This is a genomic window from Desulfosporosinus sp. OT, from assembly GCF_000224515.1.
In the GTDB taxonomy this organism is placed as follows: Bacteria; Bacillota; Desulfitobacteriia; order Desulfitobacteriales; family Desulfitobacteriaceae; genus Desulfosporosinus.
This window is the reverse complement of the sequence record NZ_AGAF01000242.1, coordinates 33,344-52,446: the sequence shown is the minus strand read 5'-3', so window position 1 is coordinate 52,446 and position 19,103 is coordinate 33,344. Positions and strand designations below refer to the sequence as shown.

General features: G+C 42.2%; 16 protein-coding genes, 1 tRNA gene and 2 pseudogenes. 17 read left to right on the top strand and 2 right to left on the bottom strand.

Features of this window, described 5'->3' with window-relative positions; translation table 11 throughout:
• Positions 1-52 precede the first annotated feature (52 nt).
• The 15 genes and pseudogenes from DOT_RS23035 to DOT_RS22970 all read left to right on the top strand — a co-directional run bounded on the left by DOT_RS23035 (position 53) and on the right by DOT_RS22970 (position 14,025).
• Positions 53-1,126, top strand: coding sequence for an MraY family glycosyltransferase (locus DOT_RS23035; RefSeq protein ID WP_009623943.1), 1,074 nt, complete (start codon positions 53-55; stop codon positions 1,124-1,126).
• 87 nt (positions 1,127-1,213) lie between these two features.
• Entirely contained in the window at positions 1,214-2,182 is a 969-nt protein-coding gene (locus DOT_RS23030) for a glycosyl hydrolase family 18 protein (RefSeq protein ID WP_009623942.1), read from the top strand.
• An 11-nt stretch (positions 2,183-2,193) separates the two neighbouring features.
• Positions 2,194-2,892 (top strand): metal-dependent hydrolase, encoded by a 699-nt coding sequence (locus tag DOT_RS23025; RefSeq protein WP_009623941.1) that lies wholly within the window; start codon positions 2,194-2,196, stop codon positions 2,890-2,892.
• 115 nt (positions 2,893-3,007) lie between these two features.
• The gene (locus DOT_RS23020) at positions 3,008-3,148 is read left to right on the top strand and encodes a hypothetical protein (protein ID WP_009623940.1); all 141 of its coding nucleotides are present in this window, start codon (positions 3,008-3,010) and stop codon (positions 3,146-3,148) included.
• A gap of 1 nt (position 3,149) precedes the next feature.
• The gene (locus tag DOT_RS23015) at positions 3,150-3,329 is read left to right on the top strand and encodes a small, acid-soluble spore protein, alpha/beta type (RefSeq protein ID WP_009623939.1); all 180 of its coding nucleotides are present in this window, start codon (positions 3,150-3,152) and stop codon (positions 3,327-3,329) included.
• A gap of 68 nt (positions 3,330-3,397) precedes the next feature.
• A complete protein-coding gene (locus DOT_RS23010) occupies positions 3,398-4,720 on the top strand; it encodes a DRTGG domain-containing protein (protein WP_009623938.1) in 1,323 nt (440 codons plus the stop codon).
• 369 nt (positions 4,721-5,089) lie between these two features.
• Positions 5,090-8,625: pseudogene (locus DOT_RS23005) on the top strand (DNA polymerase III subunit alpha).
• A 75-nt stretch (positions 8,626-8,700) separates the two neighbouring features.
• Positions 8,701-9,201, top strand: coding sequence for a pantetheine-phosphate adenylyltransferase (coaD, locus tag DOT_RS23000; protein ID WP_009623935.1), 501 nt, complete (start codon positions 8,701-8,703; stop codon positions 9,199-9,201).
• Positions 9,202-9,278: 77 nt separating this feature from the next.
• Positions 9,279-9,479 carry a hypothetical protein gene (locus DOT_RS22995; protein WP_009623934.1) on the top strand — a complete coding sequence of 67 codons (201 nt, stop codon included), beginning with the start codon at positions 9,279-9,281 and terminating at the stop codon, positions 9,477-9,479.
• Between the two features lie 3 nt (positions 9,480-9,482).
• Positions 9,483-10,396 (top strand): annotated as a pseudogene (accD, locus tag DOT_RS22990) (acetyl-CoA carboxylase, carboxyltransferase subunit beta).
• A complete protein-coding gene (locus tag DOT_RS22985) occupies positions 10,380-11,393 on the top strand; it encodes an acetyl-CoA carboxylase carboxyltransferase subunit alpha (protein WP_009623932.1) in 1,014 nt (337 codons plus the stop codon). The pseudogene accD and the gene DOT_RS22985 overlap by 17 nt, the downstream one beginning before the upstream one ends.
• A 55-nt stretch (positions 11,394-11,448) precedes the next feature.
• A tRNA-Leu gene (locus DOT_RS22980) sits at positions 11,449-11,534 on the top strand.
• A gap of 159 nt (positions 11,535-11,693) precedes the next feature.
• Positions 11,694-11,837: a hypothetical protein gene (locus DOT_RS30790; protein ID WP_009623931.1), complete on the top strand. Its 144-nt coding sequence runs from the start codon at positions 11,694-11,696 to the stop codon at positions 11,835-11,837.
• 761 nt (positions 11,838-12,598) lie between these two features.
• Positions 12,599-12,919 (top strand): hypothetical protein, encoded by a 321-nt coding sequence (locus tag DOT_RS28010; protein ID WP_157998512.1) that lies wholly within the window; start codon positions 12,599-12,601, stop codon positions 12,917-12,919.
• Between the two features lie 23 nt (positions 12,920-12,942).
• Positions 12,943-14,025 carry a DUF3231 family protein gene (locus DOT_RS22970; RefSeq protein ID WP_009623928.1) on the top strand — a complete coding sequence of 361 codons (1,083 nt, stop codon included), beginning with the start codon at positions 12,943-12,945 and terminating at the stop codon, positions 14,023-14,025.
• Positions 14,026-14,326: 301 nt separating this feature from the next.
• Here DOT_RS22970 and DOT_RS22965 read toward each other — a convergent pair whose 3' ends face one another.
• Positions 14,327-15,517, bottom strand: coding sequence for a tetracycline resistance MFS efflux pump (locus DOT_RS22965; RefSeq protein ID WP_009623927.1), 1,191 nt, complete (start codon positions 15,515-15,517; stop codon positions 14,327-14,329).
• A 164-nt stretch (positions 15,518-15,681) separates the two neighbouring features.
• On the bottom strand, positions 15,682-16,167 hold the full coding sequence (locus DOT_RS22960) for a MarR family transcriptional regulator (RefSeq protein WP_009623926.1): 486 nt from the start codon (positions 16,165-16,167) through the stop codon (positions 15,682-15,684).
• 428 nt (positions 16,168-16,595) lie between these two features.
• Between DOT_RS22960 and DOT_RS22955 the strand changes: the two genes are divergently transcribed.
• Complete coding sequence (locus tag DOT_RS22955; RefSeq protein WP_009623925.1) at positions 16,596-17,279, top strand: response regulator transcription factor; 684 nt, start codon at positions 16,596-16,598, stop codon at positions 17,277-17,279.
• Positions 17,276-18,814: a HAMP domain-containing sensor histidine kinase gene (locus DOT_RS22950; RefSeq protein WP_040413335.1), complete on the top strand. Its 1,539-nt coding sequence runs from the start codon at positions 17,276-17,278 to the stop codon at positions 18,812-18,814. The genes DOT_RS22955 and DOT_RS22950 overlap by 4 nt, the downstream gene beginning before the upstream one ends.
• Positions 18,815-19,103: the final 289 nt, after the last annotated feature.

Sequence of the window (19,103 nt, the reverse complement as noted above, 5' to 3'; positions counted from 1 at the left end):
GAGTTGGAAATACAGGGGCTAAACGTGAAGCGGAGGCGTTGGAGGAACAATCATGACATTTGCGTTAACTTTTCTCACGGCCTTAGTGGTTGCGGTGATTGCTACGCCGATTTCTATGAAATTAGCGAAAAAGTGGGGAGCCATTGCGTATCCAGGAGGGCGGCATGTGCATAAACGGCCGATCCCTCGTCTCGGAGGAATAGCGATATATGCAGCATTTTGGTTTGCAGCCTTGATTATTCAAGTGTGGGATAAATCTTATGCAACGGATATATCCTCTGTTATACAAATACGGGGGTTATTTATCGGGAGCACCATTATCGTAATTGTGGGTATATGGGACGATATCCGTGAAATGCGTCCCATGGTCAAGCTTTCTTGGCAAATCGCGGCGGCAGCGGCACTGCTCTTTTTTCATTTTTCTATGGATGAAATCTCCCTACCGTTTAACAGATCGCTTGATTTTGGGGCACTTGGCCTAAGTGCAATCGGTCTTATATTAATGGTCTTTTGGGTTGTTGGCTTGGTGAACACAGTTAATATCTCAGATGGACTAGACGGGCTAGCTGCCGGGATTTGTTTTATGGTGGCACTTTTACTGTTTTGGTCTGCAAACGGGATTCATCAACTTCCTGCTGCCCATCTTACTTTGGCCTTAGCCGGCGCGCTGCTGGGATTTCTGTTTTTTAATTTCCCTCCTGCTCGTGTTTTCATGGGGGATTCAGGTAGTATGTTCCTCGGGTATATAATTGGAGGAGTTTCGATTATGGGTCTCCTCAAAACAGCGACAATTTTGGGCTTGGTTTTCCCGCTCTTGATTTTAGGCATGCCAGTCACAGACCTAACCTTTGCCATTATTCGTCGAAAACTACGTGGGCAGTCTATGGCAACTGCTGACCGAGGGCATGTGCATCATCGTTTACTGGACGCTGGCTTGACTCACCGTCAGGCTGTGCTTTCCATGTATGGGATGAGTGCTTGCTTTGGCGTGGCTGCCGTGCTCGGGGCGAAGGGACAGTGGATTTGGGCATTGGCAGTTTTATTGGTAGTTTTTACATTGCTTATTATCATTATTATGCGTCGAACAGCGATGCTGGCGGTTTTCAGTCGACGTCATTCAAAATAAGCTGTTCTAAACATTTCCCTTCTCAAACGGGATGCTTACACTTCTTTTTCTCTCCATGCATATGATGGTCGGAAAGGGGGTATAAGTATGCCATTAAATGTGTTTGGCTTCTATAATGGTTTAAACGAACAAGCAAAAGGTTATCCTTATCTTAAACGATTCGGGAGAATTATTAACCAATTAGCTCTTTTTCAGATAGCAATTTTGAATAATGGAACACTTGACGGGCGCCCAAGTCGTAGTTTAGTTAATGAAGCTCATACCATGGGAACCAAGGTCCTTTTGACAGTTAGTAATCTAAACCAGCAAGGAAAGTTTTCTACTGCTTTAATCGGACGTTTAATACGCGAACAAGACTTCGCTAACCTCGTTTGGCAGAACATAAGAAATATTTTGGTTGAGTATCAGTTTGATGGGGTCAATCTCGATTTGGAGAAAGCGGCGCCTGAAGATCGTTCCCTCTACAGCAAGTTCATCCAAGCGTGGTCTACTAAGTTTCGACAAGCAAATTTTCTGGTCACGATTGATGTTCCTGCTAAGTCTGCCAGTGACCCATCGGATTCATGGAAGGGAGCATTCGATTATCAGGCGATAGGTCAGGCTGTCGACGAGGTGATTCTTATGACTTACGAAGAACATTGGCCGGCCAGTCCTCCCGGATCAGTTGCTTCTATACCCTGGGTTACTGAAATTTTGAATTATGCGATAGCCACTATTCCACGTCAAAAAATCTATATGGGAATCCCCCTTTATGGGTATGATTGGTCAGAGCGGGGGGGGGCTCAAGTTATCAGCTACCTACGGGCCATTGAGCTTGCTCGACGTCACGGAGCCCCGTTACAATGGGATGGAAGGCAATATAGCACATTTTTTCGTTATGAGACGAGAGGAGTTCGTCATACTGTGTACTTCGAAGATCCGCGGAGTTTAAAAGACAAATTGGATCTGGCCTTAAGCATGGGAATACGGGGAGTTGCCTTATGGGAAATGAACCTCAGTTATCCTCGCGCCTGGGAAATACTTCAAAATTACGCTAGCCGTTCAAAAATTAAGTAGGAGGTCGAAGAATGCGCATCCATTTCCATGGACATGCCTGCTTCGAAATTGAAGGAGAAGCAGGAAGAATCCTTATTGATCCCTTTTTGACAGGGAATCCCAGCACAACAGCTAAACCAGAGGACTTTACTCAACTTGATGCGATTCTGGTTACTCATGGGCATAGAGATCATTTAGGAGATGCAATACAACTGTCCAAGCAGACAGGGGCTATCATTATAACAGTTTTTGAGTTGGCAGCTTATTGTCAAAGTCAGGGCGCAAAGACGCATGCTATGCATATTGGAGGAAAGCACCTGTTCCCCTTTGGATGGGTTAAGTTAACGCATGCCTTACATGGGTCTGGGATTGAAGATCCTGAGAGAGGAAACATGATTTTCGTCGGTCCTCCCTGTGGATTTTTGCTAAAAATCGAAGGTAAATGGCTTTACCATGCGGGAGATACGGGATTGTTTGGTGACATGGAGCTCATCGGATTAAGGCATCCACTCGAGGTTGCCATGCTTCCGATCGGAGATAATTTTGTCATGGGTGTCGAGGAGGCTGTTCATGCCTCACAATTCTTACGACCAAAAGTAGTTATTCCCATGCACTATAATACGTTTCCACTCATCGCCCAGGATGTGGGGGAGTTCTTGCATCTTCTTCAGCGCAGAGCTCCGGAGAGTCATGGTAAGGTGTTAAAGCCCGGTGAGATGTTTGAAGTTTAAAACCTAGTTTTAATTGATATCCCGCTTGATTTTCAAGCGGGATATTTTTCTGCAGAAATGGTAAAGCTTTAAATTGGGGAGAGATAATTATTAATTAAACTGAGGAGATGATTTAATGACAAGAAAACCATGTTCAATGCGTTGTCTCTATGGAATTGATGGCCGTTGCCGTTTGGAACACATTCTAGGAGAACGGGGACCGAACTGCCCACATTATGAAGAAGATTTTAATATCATGAGCAGGGGGAGAATCTAGAATGAAACAGTCAAAACCTAAGGTGAGGCGAATAGATCCGTTGGAACCATTAAAGATGGAGATTGCCGCCGAATTGGGCTTGCTCGAACAGATACACAGTGATGGATGGCATTCTTTAAGCGCCAAGGAAGCAGGAAGAATCGGAGGGCTTATGACCCAGAGGCGACGAAGAAATGAATAGCGTGGTTGATTAATGAAACTTATGATATAATAATAGCTTGGATAGAAACAAGTAGGGAGCGTTTTTAGTTGACAAAGCATCAACAAATTTTAACCTTCATTGAAGATCTGGCTATTGGTAGTAAAGTTTCGGTACGTTTCATTGCCAAAGAGTTAGACGTTAGCGAAGGGACAGCTTATCGGGCTATCAAGGAAGCAGAGGCCAAAGGATTTGTTCGTTCAATTCCTAAAGTAGGAACGATTCGAATTGAAGGGGTCAAAGAGCGACAAATTGAGGATCTGACGTTGCGGGAAGTATCACAGATCGTCGAAGGGGTTGTTATCTGTGGTTTTGAACACCTTGATCGCTCTCCAAATAAATTTATCATCGCAGCGATGGAATTAGAGGCAATGGGACGCTACTTGGAAGACGGAGCGTTATGCATTGTCGGTAACCGTCGTGATGCCCAAATTTGTGCATTGAAACACAACGCTTCATTGTTAATTTCAGAAGGCTTGGAACCGGATGAAGAGGTAATGGCTTTAGCACGCCAAAGAGAATTAGTAATTATTCAATCCCCATACGATACCTTTGCTGTCACAACGATGATTAATCGAGCTCTCTATGATCGATTAATCCAGAAAGAACTTATTTTAGTTGAAGATATTATGGTTAAAGACGTAAGTTATCTGAAGGTAGATGCAACGGTTGAAAACTGGCACGAACTTTCACAAAACACCGACCACAGTCGGTTTCCGGTTGTAGAAGCTGACATGACACTTGTTGGAATTGTGACGGCTGTAGACGTTGCCGGAGTAGATGTGAAAACGCCAATTAAAGATGTCATGAATGCGAACCCTTTTCTCGTAGGGCGTGATGATCCCGTTACCCATATTTCTCGGATCATGGTTTGGGAAGGATGGGAAAATGCTTTAGTTGTTGATCAGGATAAACTGATTGGAATCATTAGCTTGCAAGATGTTATTGAAGCCTACCAGCAAGTTCAGAAACAACCTCAGTTTGGTGAAACAGTGGACAACCTCGTCTTAAGCGGCTTTCGGTTTGTTGATGATTCGGAACATCTCTCTATCGAAGGTGAAATTACTAATTCTATGGTTGATGACTATGGTTCTGCCAGCTGTGGCGTGATCGTTACAGTTATGAATATGGCTGGTTATATTGGGTTGCGTAAGAAGTATCGACTCAATGCGATCACCGAAAATTTTACGCTCTATCAACTTCAACCGCTTGCAGTAGGGACAGAAATTAAAGTCACTGCCAAACTTCTTTTAGTTGCTAAAAAACATTGTAATATTGAGGTAGAAGTAACGGTTGATAATGCTGTCGTTGCCAAAGGTTTGATGACGGCTAGGATTGGTGATAAGAAACTAGTCAGCGAAACAGCCCTTTAGAGAAAGAACGGACAATACCTTTACAAACTATTCTTTGAGTTTGCTCATAGGATATATAGTGTCTGAGCGTATAAAACCCCCCTTATGGTAGGGGGGTTTTATACGCCAAAATATAAGTGAACACTAAAGCTTATATTTTAGAAATAATAGTCAGGGAAGCAATCCTATGTGTACACGATTAGACAGGATTCGCTTCATTGGAAACTCTTAATATGAAGATTGTTTTAGATGAGGGATGATCTATCCCTTATTTCCTTAATACGTTTAAATCTTATCATTGCTAATTACTACGAAAACAAGTAATAATACAATGTGTGTAGTAGTGTTTTAAGATACACATATATTTGTTAAGATACATATATAGGGAGGATGGTGAACCTTGTGAATATAGAGAGAATTGATGATCCTAAGTTTGGGTTCGTCCACCTTCATAATCATACGGAATTTAGCTTACTCGACGGAGCAGCACGAATCAAAAACCTGGTCAAACGTGCGGTTGAGTTAAAAATGTCGGCTTTGGCCATTACTGATCATGGAGTCATGTATGGTATTATCGACTTCTATAAGGCTTGCCGTAAAGAAGGTATTAAACCGATTATTGGGTGCGAAGTCTATGTTGCCCCAAATAAGCGGACGGATCGGAGGCCGGGGAAGGACGATACCAATCGCCATTTGGTCCTTTTAGCTGAAAATGAGCAAGGGTATCGCAATCTAATACGGTTGGTCTCCATGGCTCATACAGAAGGTTTTTATTATAAACCTAGGGTAGATAAAGAAATTCTTCGCGAGTATGCTGCGGGTATCATTGCGTTAAGCGCCTGTTTAGCAGGAGAAGTGGCAGATTATTTAGTTCAGGATCAATTGGAGATGGCTGTTCAAAGCGCTCTGGACTATGAGCAGATTTTCGGAAAAGAAAATTTCTTTCTCGAAATCCAAGATCATGGTTTAGAGGAACAACGCAAAGTTATTGCAGGAATGTGGAAGGTGCACGAACGCACTGGAATTCCCATGGTGGCAACCAATGACGTTCATTACGTCAACCGTGAGGATGCTTTCGTTCAAGATGCTTTGCTCTGTATCCAGACCGGCAAAACATTAGTGGATACCGCGCGGATGCGTTTCTCCAGCCAGGAATTCTTCCTCAAATCGGAACATGAGATGGCTCTATTGTTTGGAGAGCACCCTGAATTGTTAGAAAACACAGGTCGAATTGCGGAGCGATGTACGGTTGATTTTAATTTTGGAGAGAATCTTTTACCCGTCTTCGAGGTACCACGAGGGTATACGTTAGATGGCTTCCTTGAGGCTGAATGCCGCGAGGCTTTTCCGCATTTCTATCCCCAAATGACGAAAGAGGAACGTGAACGTTTGGACTATGAGCTCAAGGTTATCTTCCAAACTGGTTTCTCGGGTTATTTTCTGATTGTTTCAGATTTTTGCCGTTTTGCTAAAGAAAATGGTGTGGCTGTTGGACCAGGGCGGGGGTCTGCGGCAGCAAGTATGGTCGCTTATTTACTAGGGATCACTTCGGTTGAGCCGTTACGTCATGATCTTCTTTTTGAACGTTTTCTAAATCCGGAACGAATTTCGATGCCGGATATTGACATAGATTTTGACCCTGAAGGCCGAGAACGTGTTATCCGCTATGTGACCGAAAAATATGGTGCGGATAAAGTGTGCCAAATTATCACCTTTGGAACTATGGGAGCTAAAGCAGCCATCAGAGATGGAGGGCGAGTTTTGGCAATCCCCTTAGCCCGAGTTGATAAGGTTGCGAAAGCTATTCCAAGTGATTTAGGCATGACCTTAGACAAAGCCTTGAGTGTATCCCCTGATTTAGCTCGTATGGTTGAAGAGGATGAAGAGATTAAAAGGCTCTATAGCTTAGCCCGGTCACTGGAAGGCATGACCAGACATGCTTCAACGCATGCCGCAGGGATCGTGATCTCCAAGGAACCCCTTATGAATTATCTTCCACTTCAGAGGACGTCGTCAGAGGACTTTGTCATGACCCAATTTCCGATGAAAGCGGTTGAAGAAATAGGGCTTCTGAAGATGGACTTTTTGGGTTTGCGCAACTTAACTATTTTGCAAGAGGCTGTGCGACGGATTGAAGAGACTCGAGGTTTAAAACTGGATTTACTAACTTTGCCTTTAGATGATCCTCAGACGTATACGTTATTGGCTTCAGGAAACAGTACCGGGATCTTTCAGCTGGAAAGTGGTGGTATGCGCGCGATTTTAAAGGAACTTAAGCCGACGTGCTTTGATGACATTATCGCAGTTGTGGCCTTATATCGACCGGGCCCCATGGAACAGATCCCGGAATTTATCCGCCGAAAACTTGGAGGTGACATCACATATCTGCACCCTAAGTTGGAGCCTATTCTTAAATCCACCTACGGGATTATCGTTTATCAGGAACAAGTTATGCAGATTGCCCGTGATCTCGCTGGCTATTCTCTTGGGCGAGCGGATTTGCTCCGCCGAGCGATGGGGAAAAAGAAAAAGAAATTATGGAAGAAGAACGCCAGAACTTTATTCAGGGGTTGCAAGATGAGGATGGAAAATGGATTATTCCTGGCGCCCTTCGGCTTGGGTTGACGCGGCCGGATGCTGAGGAAATTTTTGATTTGATGGCCAAGTTTGCCGAATATGGTTTTAACAAAGGGCATGCAACAGCTTATGCTGTGATTTCATATCATACGGCGTATTTGAAAGCAAACTATCCGTTAGAGTTTATGGCCGCACTTTTAAGCACTGTGATGGGTTCATCGGATAAAATTTCATTCTATATTCAAGATGCAAAGCTTTGTGGCATTCAGGTTCTTCCGCCGGATGTTCAGTACAGCCAAGTCGGCTTTTCTATTGAAGCACAAGCAATTCGTTTTGGTTTAGGAGCCATCCGTAATGTGGGAGTTAATGTTGTGGAGAAGATCTTAGAAGCTAGAAAAGACGGTCTCTTTAAATCTCTCGATGATTTCTGCCTACGTGTTGATCATAAGGTTTTAAATCGGCGTGTTTTGGAAAGCCTAGTCCGTTCCGGTGCCGTGGGTTCATTTTGCTCTCGGGCACAGGCTCTGGCAGTGATGGATCAAGTTTTTGATACGGCAGCGCGACGACAAAAAGATCGACTTTCAGGCCAATTCTCTCTCTTCGATCTGGATGAAGAAATGGATGAAGGCATTAAACTGCCTGATCGTCCAGATTTTCCAGAACGAGAGCTTCTAGAGATGGAAAAAGAATATCTCGGTCTCTATTTGAGTGGGCATCCCCTTTCCGCTGTTTTGCCTCAACTCCAGTCCTATATGTCTTCAGATATCTTGACTTGCCTGGAAGGTGAGGAGGAGAGGAAAGTGGCACTCGGTGGATTAGTAACAGGGTTTCGACAAACTGTGACAAAAAAAGGTGAGATGATGGCCAGTTTTGTTCTGGAAGACTTAACAGGCGGGATTGAGGTCTTAGTTTTCCCGCGGGTCTATGCACAAACCCGCGCTTTAGGTAATGATCAAGTAATCGTGGTTGTAGGTAAGTACATCATCAGGGATGAAGAAAAAAAAATCTTTGCTGAGAAAATAACTAAACTTGAGGACTTAAAGACTTCAGAACCCTCTGTAGAATTAAAGGGGATCACCAAACCCCAAAATAGAACCTCTCAAATGGCAGGAAAACGCCTCTTCTTAAGATTTACCGATGATAAAAGTGATCTTATGGAAATAGTACTGAGTATTTTGCAGCGTTTTCCTGGAAGTCAGCCAGTTTATTTCTATTTTGAGAGTGACCAGAAAGTCATTGAAGGAAAGCGAGAATTTTGGATAAATGATGAAGATGAACTCCATAATGCCCTTCTAGAAGTGATGGGCCTACACAATGTGGTCTGGAAGCCAGCTAAAAATTTTGCTTAAGGGTTTCCAGTAGCAGGATTATGGGCATTTAAGGCGAACCCATGGAGATATCCCGAAATGAAAAGGAGAGACAGCGTGCGTACTGCGATTTATCCGGGAACGTTTGACCCGGTCACCTATGGACATCTCGATATTTTAATCCGAGCGAAAGAGCTATTTGATGGGGTGACCATAGCCATTGCCGCTGACAGTAAAAAGACACCATTGTTTACCCTTGGCGAGAGAATGGAGTTACTCTTGGAAGCGACCAAAGACATGCCTAATGTTAGTGTTCGTGTTTTTGAAGGGTTGACTGTTGAATTTGCTCGACAATGTGGAGCGGTTGCCATTCTTCGAGGACTTCGAGCTTTATCCGATTTTGAATATGAATTCCAACTTGCTCTAATGAACAAAAAGATAGCGTCGGATATTGAAACGATTTTCCTAATGACTCAGAGTGAATTCTCTTTTGTTAGCTCTAGTGCGATTAAGTGGGCTGCCAGTTTACATGCGGGAGTTTCGGATTTTGTACCAGTTCATGTCGAAAACGCACTAATGAAAAAGTACGCCAGTCAAAGAACATTAGAAGATGACTAGCCTGGGAGGATACCTTTGTTGCACAATAAGGAGGGCTATGGTATCATAAATCGATTTAATAAGGGGGATTTCACAAAATGTGGACCGTCATTTATATTGCACCCAATAAGTTAGTAGCTGAAAAATATAAGAAAATCCTCGCTGAGGAAGGGATGCTTGTTCAACTTCGTCCGATCGGTTCAGCACATCTTGCTGAGCATGCTTCAGTCGAAATTCTCGTACCAGAATCTGAAGCCGAAGAAGCGCATGAAATTATTATTGGCGCCATAGGGAGCTAAACTATGTTCAAAGATATTTTTAAAAAACAAAATATGTTACGATTCAGCCTGCTCCGGTACAGAAACGTCCTACCCCTGATGTTCCTCCACAACAACCAACGCCTAGTAAAAAAGAGCTGCCCGATGGTCTTTGGGTCAAATGTCCGAAGTGCGGTGAAGTTCTCTTCAACAAAGATCTTGAAGAAAACGCTCGGGTTTGTACGAAGTGTGCGCACCATTTCCGAATTTCCGCGAGGGGACGTCTGGCGTTGTTAGCTGATGAAAATAGTTTTGAAGAATGGGATACTGAATTGCTAACACTTGATCCGCTGGATTTCCCTGGTTATGAAGGAAAGTTGTTAGAGGCCCATGAGAAATCAGGGACGACGGAAGGGGTGCTTACAGGGCTTGCCAAGATCGAAGGAATCTCTGTTGTCCTTGCTTTCAACGAAGCTAATTTTATGATGGGCAGCATGGGCTCAGTCGTAGGGGAAAAGATTGTTCGTGCGATTGAACGGGCGATCGATCTGAGGTTGCCGGTGGTCATATTTTCGACTTCAGGGGGAGCTCGGATGCAAGAAGGAATCCTTTCGCTTTACCAGATGGCCAAGACCAGTGCTGCGTTGGGAAAATTGGCGGAAAATCACTTATTGTTTATTTCGGTACTCACGGATCCCACCTTCGGAGGAGTTACAGCCAGCTATGCTTCGCTCGGGGACATTTTAATTGCCGAACCCAATGCTTTAATTGGTTTTACGGGGCCGCGTGTGATCATGCAGACGATGAGGCAAGAGCTCCCCACAGGTGCGCAAACTGCTGAGTTTAACCAAGAGCATGGTTTAATTGATCTGATTGTGCAACGTGCTGAGATGCGCTCAGTTTTAGCACGCTTGTTGCGTTACCATCAGGAAGGGGTTCAGTATGCTGCAACTGTTTGATTTTGAAAAGCCTATAGCGGAACTCGAACAGAAAATTGCGGAACTTCAGAAATTCTCCGCCGAAAAGGACATTGACCTTTCTCAGGAAGTTAGTATTCTTGAAAAGAAAGTGACTTTCTTAAAAAAGGAGATATATGGCAGCCTGGAACCCTGGCAAAAAGTTCAAATTGCTAGACATTCAGAGCGTCCTAATTTTTACGACTATGTTCCCTTGTTGTTTGAAGATTTTATAGAACTCAAAGGAGATCGACTTTTTGCAGATGATCGTTCAATTGCGGGCGGGATTGCACTTTTCCACGGTACTCCTGTAACAGTAATCGCTCAAGTTAAAGGGAAAGGCACAAAGGAGAACATTAAGCGCAATTTCGGTATGCCTCACCCGGAAGGGTATCGTAAAGCGTTGCGCCTGATGGATCAGGCTGAAAAATTTGGGCGTCCGATCCTGACATTCATTGACACCCCTGGAGCTGCCTGTGATTTAGCAGCCGAGGAACGAGGACAAGGAGAGGCCATCGCCAGATGCCTGCTGGCCATGTCGGGTTATCACGTTCCAGTGATCAGTACGGTCATCGGAGAGGGCGGAAGCGGGGGCGCACTTGCTCTAGGGGTGGGTAATGCGGTCTTAATGCTTGAGAATTCATTTTACTCTGTTATTGCCCCGGAAAGTTGCGCTTCGATTCTTTGGAAGGACACTACCAAGGCGAAAGAAGCGGCTGAAGCCTTAAAGTTTACGGCACAGGATTTGCTGCGACTTGGAGTTGCAGATGAAATAATTCGTGAGCCTCTAGGTGGCGCTCATAAGAACCTAAGGCAAACCGCAGAAGAAGTTTCCCAGGCCATTTCGAAATATCTTGTACGTCTGCGTTCGGAGACATCGGAAATGCTGAGAGAAAATCGATATCAGAAGTTAAGGGCAATTGGCGTTTACCAAGAAATCTCCGAAAAAGAAATTTCCGAAAAATCGATAGATATTTTGGAAAAAGACTTGACGAAATAGACAAGTTGGTGGTATTATAGCTAAGTCGCCATTGAATATCAGGCGAAACAATTTAGGGCGAGTGGCGGAATGGCAGACGCGTCGGTCTCAAAATCCGATATATGTGAGTATGTGGGGGTTCAAGTCCCCCCTCGCCCACCACAACTAATGAAACACAGCAATATCAAGGGTTTACAGAGTTGGTAAGAAATTACCAGCTCTTTTCTGTTTTAGACCGATACATTCAAAGGTAGGTGTGACCGATAGAACCGTTACCCTGTAATAGTCTCTCGTTCCCTGAATATTAGGAGGTACACTGAAATGACAGCAAAGGCTACTGCGACAAGGGTTAAGGGTACAAAGAAGAAAATAACTATGGATGGTGATTTCCCAGAAGTTAAACCGATAGAGTCAAATGAGAAAGAAGTTGGCAATGATTCTCAAAATAATTCTGAGATTAATTGAATCAAAACTACAGGAGAAGATAACCATTCTATTTAAAACTCCGAATCTCAGAAAAGTATGCAACACTTTCTCTATTTCTAATTTAGAAAGACCATCGGTAGTAAAAAATGCTGATGGTCTATTTTTGCCTTTTAGTTTGAAAATATCAAGTTGAATAACTTTCCAGTATTTTAATTTTTTTAAAGGAAACGCTAAAAAAGCTATTTAGAGGAGTGATAACTTTGAGAAAAATAAAATGACGCATTTATCTAGGTATGCATGGTTGGTGCCAACTACGAAGATCGACTAGAAATGCTGTTCAATCTGTTTATACAGATGTAAATTCAGATTTTGAAGATAAAACATTTCTGTAATTATATACAAGATTATTATGCCCTGACCCAACATACTGGAGTTTGCTTTTGCTCAAAACGCTCATGACTCCAGTTAATTTTTAGGGATCGTAAATATGTACATAAAATCTAGAATAATCGGTAAATTGCAAGGATTTTCGGTGGTTAAAATGTTAACCACTTTTGGACGAGACAACCACTGAACAGATACACTCGTTATCGGAATGTTAGGAGGTTTATTAGGCACAATCGTTATGGAATTTACCAATACGTTGATTTACAAAGCCAAGAAAACTGAAGTGACATATCCTCAGATTACAGGCCAGTTCTTTTTCTCGCCAAAACGAGTCAACCGGAAAGAGAATTTTATATTGGGTCAAATACTTCATTTTGGTGTCGGTACTTTTTTTGGATTGCCTTTCATGGTTCATGCTTTTTTTGAAAGTAACCGGAAAGGATCATCATCTAATGAAAGGGCTTTTAGGGGGGATGTGTACCTGGGGAATATTGTACGCGGGTGGTCAGAAGCTAAAGCTATTTAAACGACCGAAGAAGTTCAAGACTCATTATTCAGCAATATTTAACAATTCGATATTCGGTCTAGTGGCTGCTCAAACTATGGTCACTTGGGCTGATCCTAGAATTTTTGCATCAAAACATAAACTTGACGAACAACCCTTAGAGCAGTTTGGGACAGATTACTATGGAGCAAAAGAAATTCATCAAGATGAACAACCTGGTTATCAATAAAGTAACTTTGGAGGGATGAAACTATGAACAATGTACAAGAAGCTAATCAAGGTCAAGTAGAACAGGTTCCCTTTGGAACTGTCCATCATAATTTATCAGACATTATCCCAACGTCTCCTGAAATAGGCCATCTTTGGTCAAGCTACATGGCAGAATCTATGTCAGTGTGTTTTCTTAAAAGCTATGATGCACATTCCAAAGACCCTGATATTCATCCGATTTTGCAACGGGCATTGGATGCCTCAAGCCAACGGGTAAAAACTATGAAGGACATTTTTAATTCGTTTAATCATCCTATACCGGAAGGTTATAGCGAGAATGATGTCGATAGCAATGCCAGAAAGTTATTTTCTGAATCCTTTGTATTGTTATATACAAGGCTTATGCACAAGACTGTTTCAATCAATTATAATAACGCATTAACTGTTTCCTCTCGTTCCGACATTCGCAATTATTTTCATGAATGTATAAACACTTCGCTTGAGATTCACCAAAAAGCTACAGAAGTACTATCAGCAAAAGGACTTTTGATAAAATACCCTAATATTCCGATTCCTGACAGGGTGGATTTTGTACATAACAAAGGCTATTTTGGCTCGATTCTTAGCACGATAATTGGGCTATCACAGAATAGACCTTTAAATGCACTAGAAATCAGTAATATTTTCTCCATGATGGAAACTAAGTTATTATTGAGAACTTTGGGTTTAGGATATAGTCAAGTTGTTAGGTCAGAAAAGATCAGGAACTATCTATCTAAAGCCAAACAAACTGCTGATAAACAACTGAAAGCTCTGGGTTCTTTTTTAGCTGACGAGGATTTAACTCAACCTACAATTAATGAAATGCTCGTTACCGACTCGAAAGAATCTCCTTTGAGCGACAAATTAATCTTAAGTCACTTCACTGCGGTTACAGCGTCTGTCATCACAGGTTATGGGCTTGCAGTGATGAATACCGCTAGGATGGATCTAGTATCAACATTCCGCAATTTCGTTACAGAGCTTCTTGGATTGGCTAAGGATGGAGGAGAATTAATGATTGAAGCTGGTTGGTTAGAAAGAATTCCTGAAACGGCTGACCGAGAAGAGCTAATAAAACATTAATCACGCACAGAGCCAGAGAGTTTGTCTGGCATTTTTGACATCCGGATGGTGTCGTATACCATGCATAGACAAAACGAAACGGTAGGTATATAACTAAGAAAAACAGTCCTAAAATTAAAATTTGGGGCGAATTTTTTTACAATGCTATTTGCTATCGCTTACTTGTCATTCAGAAAGCATAATTCTTTTCCTGTTCCATACGATGCCTATGGATTTTATCATTCGGCAAATACTACTCACAATAGGGGAGACGAGTGAGAGCTACTAAGAATATTTTTAAGATTGTATGAATTTTTAAATTTCATTTTTTAATATATTGCGGTTGTAATTTCGAGAATAAAATGAGCGATCCAATCATAACACAAGTTGCCACTCCATATAGAATGCCCGGACTGAATGAATATATAGTTGCTGCTGCAAGAGGAACAAGAACTCTGTAAGCCGACTGTAAACTTTGATTTACACCTTGTAATTTTCCTTGCCTACTTTCGTCTACAGACTGCGAGAGTCGTCCGTTGTAGGACGGATCGAACAAGCCTTCGCCTAGCGTGATACTCATAACCGCAGCAATAATAAGTACTGGAGACGAGATATGAATGCTAAGAATTATTAGCGTGAGTCCCAGTGCTAGTCCGAAAAGACCAACAATAGCAATATTTCGCTCATTGAACTTTTTAAGAAGACGCGGTAATAGCACAGCTCGCGAAATAATATCGCAGGCTCCAATAAGAGTAAACATATAACCGATAAGCGCAGGCCCCCACGAGAAAATATCTTTTAAGAAGATGCTGAAATTGAATTGATAGATTCCTAATCCCACATAGAAGAATCCTCCAACGATGATAAGCGCTCTGGCCTCTTTCATGGTCAAAATATCTTTGAACTGACCGAAGATATTGAAACTTTTTATCGAAAAATGGGTTGATCGTTTTTCAGGAGACAGTGATTCTGGCAGAAAGAAATAGGTACAAATAATGGTGAGGAACATTATACCTGCAGTAACGAAAAACGGCAGCGTAATTGAAATGGCGCCAAGCGGACCTCCCAGTGCAGGCCCTATCATGCATCCTATTCCCATGGCAGCACCTATATAGCTAAACCAGTTTGTGCGCTCCTGCGGCTCTGTGCTATCAGCAATGTAAGCAAACAACGTACTGATATTGCCTGCTGTTAGTCCATCAATTATGCGGCCCAGAAAGAGCACCCACAGCGCCCCACCGATACCAAACAGAATATATCCTATAACAGATCCGAGTAAACTAATGATTAAAATCTTTTTTCTACCATAGCGATCACTTAATGCCCCAAATATTGGCGCTGCCAAAAAAGTGCAAGCCGCAAAAACTGATGCCAGCGCACTCATTCCTACAACTATTTGCGAAGCGGGCAAGTAGTTGCCAAGTAAAAATGGCAATAGCGGGAACACCACCGTCATCCCGATTCCATTCATCAACACAATCCCCACAATAATCCACAAATGATTTTTACCCATTTAAAATTCCCCTCTCGAAAAAGATTAGTTATGTTTCCTTGGCAACATAACTAATCTAGCACTTTATTGTTTCCTTGTCAATAATAAAGTGGGGCTGTATCATACGCTGATGTTCCAGCGTTTTGATACAGCCCCCTTTAGGCTACTTTTTGATATAACCCCCATTATTCAAAATCATTTCGATTTGTTACATCTACACCTTGCTTCTTTATTTCTGCATCCAAATGCCTACTATACTTTTCCACGAAGCTAAGCATACTGTCAAATTGTTCGCCGGTTACCTGTTCAAATACGGCTTTATCCCGCTCTTGAAACTCTTTGTGCAGTTCATCATGGACTTTATAAATTACTTTCCCTTGTTCAGTAAGCCTGAAATAGATTTCTTTCTTATTATCCGGTTTCTGGTAGCTTTCGATAATGTCTTTTTTTATGAGCTTCTTAGTTATTTTACTTATGGCACCCCTAGTCATATAAAAGGACTCCGCAAGTTTTGTCACGTTGGAATCGACATTTCTTCCAATGTATTCGATGCAATGTACTTCAGAAGACTTATAGCCCTTAAGACTGTTTTTCATCTTAAACTTATTAAGCGAAACCATCTTGTTTAATAAGTCCCTGAAACCCATTATGACCTGTTCTTCTTTGTTCATGGCCTGTCCTCCCACCCGTTGGTGCATTAACAATATTATATTAAACTTTTGTTTCTGTTGCAACAATGTTAAAGTGATTATTCTAAGAATTGAGCTACATCTGAAAAAATAGAGACAAAGACGTATAACCATACGGTAAGCATATACCATTGACAAAAGAGCCCCCCCTAAGGGCTCTTTTGTCAATGCTAAAGTATTAATATTTTGCTTAAGTTTAGAAATTAGAATTGTAAAATTTGACTTGAGCTTGTTTTTATCAGTATAATGCCTTTGACTAAGAGCATTTTTTGAATAGAGTTTTTTCCTATTCGGAAAAAATGGTTTTATTGAAGTTATTCAGCCAACTTTCAGCTTTCCTTCAGAGCCATTTCAGCTTAACATTAGATAATTAGGAGAGCTTTGCTTTAGAGTTATAGGGGGGCTTAGACATGCAGAAACTAACAGGAATCAAAATATTGCTGGTTGATGATGAGCCAAATATTTTACAATTTTTAGAGATGGGTCTTCAGGATGAGGGCTTTGAAGTGCTAACGGCTCAAGACGGGATGACAGCAGTAACGCTTGCTAAGCAATTTCAGCCCCACATTGTGATTCTCGATGTCATGATGCCAGGTATGGATGGCTTTGAAGTTTGCCGAATGCTTAAAAAGACCGAGAACGTTGCCATTATCATGCTGACAGCTAAAGACGAAGTGGATGACCGTGTGAAAGGACTTACCCTAGGGGCAGATGATTACATGATGAAACCGTTTAGCTTTGAGGAATTGTTAGCACGCATTCACGCCAGAATTCGCAATCAATTCCCCAATTTGGTGGGGGAGGTTGTGAAAGGCCCCTTTCGGATTGACGATCGGCGTAAAGAGATCATCTACAATCAACGGGCTTTGGAACTCTCTACGACTGAGTATGAACTCCTCAAGTTTATGGTACTCAATCAAGGTTTGGTCTTAAGTAAATCGACTATTTTGGATAAGGTATGGGGTTATGATTTCGGCGGGGATGAAAATATCGTAGAGGTGTATATTCGGTCACTTAGGGATAAATTGAATGACAAAGAACACCGACTGATTCGAACCTTGCGTGGGGCAGGTTATCGAGTTGATCTTTTATGAAATTACAAAGTCGTTTCCGACGTTTTTTTGTTCCAAACTCACTTCGTTTTCAACTTTTATCCCGTTCTTTACTACTGATGGCTGTGTTGCTGGCAATAATCGGCGTGTTTCAATATGTATTTATGCGGGGATTTATTTACGAGAATAAAGCCCTTAGTATACAAAGTCAGATACAATCGGTTCCTCCGGATGCTTGGGAACTGATGGTGGGCAATACTTTAGACGATCAATCAGCCAAACCAGATAGACATGATAAACCTGACAACAGTCCTGTAAACGCAGCAAGTGAAGATTCAGTCGGTGGATTTATTCATGGCCCGTATTTCTTTTTACCAGACTCCACTATCGCGCTTATTGATGGTGCGGGTAACTTCTCAGTGATTTCTAATTCCGCACTGAAGGATGAAACGCCACCGAGGCTTACAGAACAGGATTATCAAGATGCCATAAATTCTAAACCTAAATTCACTTACAAAGTATTGAACCAAACTTTAGGCGACGAGCAATTGATCGTGCTGCAACCAGTTAAGACCAAAGATCACATGGGTGGATTGATCCAAGTAAGCTTAGATACTAAGTCTCTGAGAGAAACGTTAATTCAACAACTTGTTATTTTTCTGTCCCTCTCGTTGCTCGCTTTAATCGGAGGTATGTTGGCTTTTATTCCTGTGTTGAGGAAAACGCTAGTACCATTGTCAAAGATCGTCGATACGGTGGAACAAATTGACGTTGGAAATCTTGCCGAAAGGTTACCAGTTGAACAGGGGCAAATGGAAATCGATCGTCTGGCCATCTCTTTTAATGGAATGCTGGAGAGATTGGAATCTTCTTTTGAAGCTGAAAAAGAGGCAAAAGAGCAAATGCGTCGTTTTGTCGCTGACGCTTCTCATGAGCTTCGTACTCCTTTGACTTCGATTCATGGTTTTTTAGAGGTACTACTCCGTGGCGCAATGAATCAACCAGATAAGCTGAACAAATCCTTAAAAAGTATGTATGCGGAATCAGAGCGTATGAAAAAGTTGGTTCAAGACCTTCTATTACTTGCCAAGTTAGACCGCTCACCCATGATCGAACTAAGAGAAGGAGAATTGGACAGCATAATTAAAGAGATGGCACCGCAGCTGAGAGTATTGGCAGGAAATCGCAAAGTTTGTCTCCGACTTACTTCGGATTTGAGATGTCGATTTGACGAGGATAAGATGAAACAGGTGCTCTTGAATCTTTTTCATAACGCGGTACAGCATACTGATTCTGAAATGGGGGAAATCCAAATCTCTCTGGAAACCGCTGTCGGTAGTGTTGAATTGATCGTGAGCGATAACGGTTCCGGTATACCGGATGAGCATTTACCTTATCTGTTTGATCGATTTTACCGAAGTGATTCATCCAGAACTCGCAAATACGGAGGGGCGGGACTCGGATTAGCGATTACGAAATCGATCGTGGAGCTTCATGGAGGCAAGATAAAGGTAGAAAGTGTTGCAGGGGTAGGCACTTCCTTTCATGTTTGGCTGCCAACATCGGATAAACATTAGATATATAAGATAAAGAAGTATAAGAGGTATAAGAAGTAATAGATGGGAAGACGGCTCTGTTCGCTAGCTTATGGCGAATAGGGCCGTCTTATTGTTACTATTAGAAAGTATAAACTTACCTTATATACTGCAAGAAGGGCTAATACGTGCGAAGACAGTGCCTTCGTCTAAGTATAAGGGCAACTAGGCAGCCGCCTTTGCCAAGGCTAACAAGAAGTCTAATCCGTGTGAAGACAGTGTCTGCAAGAAGGGTTAATCCGTGCGAAGACTGTGTCTTCGTGGGCACCAG

Excerpts from the sequence above, each read along its gene's own strand:
- DOT_RS23035 (WP_009623943.1), top strand. The coding sequence starts at position 53 with ATGACATTTGCGTTAACTTTTCTCACGGCCTTAGTGGTTGCGGTGATT.
- DOT_RS22955 (WP_009623925.1), top strand. The coding sequence starts at position 16,596 with ATGCAGAAACTAACAGGAATCAAAATATTGCTGGTTGATGATGAGCCA.
- DOT_RS23020 (WP_009623940.1), top strand. The coding sequence starts at position 3,008 with ATGACAAGAAAACCATGTTCAATGCGTTGTCTCTATGGAATTGATGGC.
- DOT_RS22985 (WP_009623932.1), top strand. The coding sequence starts at position 10,380 with ATGCTGCAACTGTTTGATTTTGAAAAGCCTATAGCGGAACTCGAACAG.
- DOT_RS22960 (WP_009623926.1), bottom strand. The coding sequence starts at position 16,167 with ATGAACAAAGAAGAACAGGTCATAATGGGTTTCAGGGACTTATTAAAC.
- DOT_RS22950 (WP_040413335.1), top strand. The coding sequence starts at position 17,276 with ATGAAATTACAAAGTCGTTTCCGACGTTTTTTTGTTCCAAACTCACTT.
- DOT_RS22970 (WP_009623928.1), top strand. The coding sequence starts at position 12,943 with ATGAACAATGTACAAGAAGCTAATCAAGGTCAAGTAGAACAGGTTCCC.
- DOT_RS23015 (WP_009623939.1), top strand. The coding sequence starts at position 3,150 with ATGAAACAGTCAAAACCTAAGGTGAGGCGAATAGATCCGTTGGAACCA.
- DOT_RS30790 (WP_009623931.1), top strand. The coding sequence starts at position 11,694 with ATGACAGCAAAGGCTACTGCGACAAGGGTTAAGGGTACAAAGAAGAAA.
- DOT_RS22995 (WP_009623934.1), top strand. The coding sequence starts at position 9,279 with ATGTGGACCGTCATTTATATTGCACCCAATAAGTTAGTAGCTGAAAAA.
- DOT_RS23025 (WP_009623941.1), top strand. The coding sequence starts at position 2,194 with ATGCGCATCCATTTCCATGGACATGCCTGCTTCGAAATTGAAGGAGAA.
- DOT_RS28010 (WP_157998512.1), top strand. The coding sequence starts at position 12,599 with ATGCTTTTTTTGAAAGTAACCGGAAAGGATCATCATCTAATGAAAGGG.
- DOT_RS22965 (WP_009623927.1), bottom strand. The coding sequence starts at position 15,517 with ATGGGTAAAAATCATTTGTGGATTATTGTGGGGATTGTGTTGATGAAT.
- DOT_RS23030 (WP_009623942.1), top strand. The coding sequence starts at position 1,214 with ATGCCATTAAATGTGTTTGGCTTCTATAATGGTTTAAACGAACAAGCA.